5 protein-coding genes are annotated in these 2106 nt (G+C 74.2%); 3 read left to right on the top strand and 2 right to left on the bottom strand.

Features of this window, described 5'->3' with window-relative positions:
* On the top strand, positions 1-851 hold an 851-nt coding region (locus ACTHMS_RS08710; RefSeq protein WP_440306269.1), incomplete at its 5' end, for a L,D-transpeptidase.
* Entirely contained in the window at positions 848-1234 is a 387-nt protein-coding gene (locus ACTHMS_RS08705) for a hypothetical protein (protein ID WP_440306268.1), read from the top strand. The genes ACTHMS_RS08710 and ACTHMS_RS08705, both read left to right, overlap by 4 nt.
* Before the next feature lie 66 nt (positions 1235-1300).
* On the opposite strand, the gene ACTHMS_RS08700 is transcribed toward ACTHMS_RS08705, so the two are convergent.
* Positions 1301-1483: a hypothetical protein gene (locus ACTHMS_RS08700; protein WP_440306267.1), complete on the bottom strand. Its 183-nt coding sequence runs from the start codon at positions 1481-1483 to the stop codon at positions 1301-1303.
* 114 nt (positions 1484-1597) lie between these two features.
* On the opposite strand from ACTHMS_RS08700, the gene ACTHMS_RS08695 reads away from it, so the two are divergent.
* Positions 1598-1849: a hypothetical protein gene (locus ACTHMS_RS08695; protein ID WP_440306266.1), complete on the top strand. Its 252-nt coding sequence runs from the start codon at positions 1598-1600 to the stop codon at positions 1847-1849.
* Between the two features lie 6 nt (positions 1850-1855).
* On the opposite strand, the gene ACTHMS_RS08690 is transcribed toward ACTHMS_RS08695, so the two are convergent.
* Positions 1856-2106, bottom strand: a 251-nt coding sequence (locus ACTHMS_RS08690; RefSeq protein WP_440306265.1) for a heavy metal-binding domain-containing protein, incomplete at its 5' end; no start/stop codon positions are given.

Genomic DNA, 2106 nt, shown 5'->3' with positions numbered 1-2106 from the left:
TCCGGCCCCCGGCCGCCGACATCCCCGCCATCCCCGCCCCACCGCCGCGTCCCCGGCGCGGCCGGGGCATGTGGGCGACGACCGCGGTCGCCGTCTCGATCGTGCTCGCCGCGGTGGGGGTGGTCGCGGTCGCCTCGACGGCGCCGTCGCCGGCCGCGACCGTTCCGCTCGGTACGCCCACGCAGGTCCACACCCCCGGCGTCTCGGCGCCGCGCCTGGTGGTGCCCAAGGTGCTGCCGATGGCGAAGCGGCAGACGTGGCGGTGGGCCCAGGTGCTGCGCCCGGTCGCGGCCCGCCGCCGGCCGGGCGGCAAGCTCGCCGCGCGCCTGCGCACGCGCACGCCCGAGCACACCGTCAACATCGTCCTCGTCACGCGGACCGCGACGCATCGCGGCCGGCTGTGGGCGCGCGTGCGCCTGCCCGTCCTGCCGAACGGCACTCAGGGCTGGATCCCGCGGGCGGCGCTTGGCGGGTACACGTTCGTCGACACCCACCTGGTCGTGAGCCTGCGCCACCGGCGGCTGACCCTCCTGCGGGCCGGCAAGGCGATCTTCCGGGCGCCGGTCGGGATCGGCGCGCCCGGCACCCCGACGCCGCGCGGCGAGTTCTACATCCGCGACCGCCTGCGCGGGTACGCGAGCGCCTTCTACGGGCCCATCGCCTTCGGGACGAGCGCCCGCTCGGCCGTGCTCACCGAATGGCCGGCGGGCGGCTTCATCGGCATCCACGGCACGAACGCGCCCCGGCTGATCCCGGGCCGCCCGTCCCACGGCTGCATCCGCATGCGCAACCGCGATCTTCGCCGGCTCGCGCGGCTGCTGCCGGTGGGCACGCCGGTCACGATCGAGTGAGGCGCGTCGCCGTGCTGGCCCTGGTCGTAGCAGCCACGGCCGTCGCACCGGCGGCCGCCGCGACGCACCCCGACGTCGCCCGGCTGTGGCACGAGTTCCCGCTCGGGCGCACCCGGATCGCGCACACACCGCGGCCGCCGGTCGCGCGCCATCACCTCCGGCCGTCGCCGGCGCCCCGCCCGCACAACCACCACTCCGGCACCCCCTCGGCCGCGCTGGCGGGAACGGCCACCGCGCTCACGGTCATCGGGGTCGTGGCCTACGGCCGCCGCCGCGGCTGGGCCGAACGCCGCGCCGGCACCGCGCCGCGCGTGCTCGCCTTCTACGCCGTCGCCGCTGCGGTCGGCGTCATCGTCGGGCTGCTGATCCCGCTCGTCTCCTGATCGGGGTCAGACCCCGACGGCAGCGCAACGAACCTGCAACAGCCAGCGTTCGGGGTCTGACCCCGGTTACAGGCTGCGCAGGGCGCGCGTCGCCCAGCCGGCGATCACGAGGATCACGACGCCGATGATGCCCAGGATGATCCCCCCACCGGTGAGGGCGTAGAGCACGACCAGCGCGCCGATGCCGAGCCCGGCGTAGCCGGTGCGCACCATCTGGCGCTTCTTGGCCTCGCGCTTCGTCAGCGACATGCGTCAAGCGTACCGGAAGGCCGGCTTGCGCATTTCCCCGCACCGCACGACGCGGATCCCCCGATGCGGCGGGCGTCCGACGGCAGCGACCATGCACGCGAAGGGAGGTGCAACATGGCGAGCTATCCACACGAGTCTTCGCCCGAGGCCGGCACGCACCGTGACTGGGCGACGCGCGACATGTGGCCGTCGCTGGCGATCACGGCCGCATGGGTCGTCGTCTTCGCCGACGCCCTCTACGGCCCGGACATCACGAGCTCGACGCCCGGCGGGACCACGGCCACCTGCCCGTCCGCCGTCGTGGTTGCGCTGTTCGCGTTCCTCACCAGCTGGGTCGTGGCCAAGTACGCCTTTCGCGACCGCTAGCCGGGCTCAGCCGTCCATGCTCAGCATCATGGCGGGCGGCTCGATGATGTGGTCGGACTTCGTCGGCACGACGGCCGTGCCGACCGCGAAGAACTCGATCACGTGCGAGCCCCAGCCGTGGCTGCGCTCCTGGATCTGGACGCCGACGATGCCCTCGGCCTGTACTTGCTGGGCTTCGGCCTGCATCCGCTCCATGGCCAGCTCGCGGGCGTCGTAGAGCGCCTGGGTGTAGTTCTCCATCTCGACGTTCTGGCCGA

Origin of the sequence: Jatrophihabitans sp. (genome assembly GCF_051960575.1) — a bacterium.
GTDB lineage: Bacteria > Actinomycetota > Actinomycetes > Mycobacteriales > Jatrophihabitantaceae > JBQCEE01.
Note: the sequence above shows the minus strand (reverse complement) of the source record. Positions and strands in the feature narration are given on the sequence as shown.

What these genes read in the sequence shown, in the direction of transcription:
- ACTHMS_RS08700 (WP_440306267.1), bottom strand. Translation starts at nt 1,483, where the DNA reads ATGTCGCTGACGAAGCGCGAGGCCAAGAAGCGCCAGATGGTGCGCACC.
- ACTHMS_RS08695 (WP_440306266.1), top strand. Translation starts at nt 1,598, where the DNA reads ATGGCGAGCTATCCACACGAGTCTTCGCCCGAGGCCGGCACGCACCGT.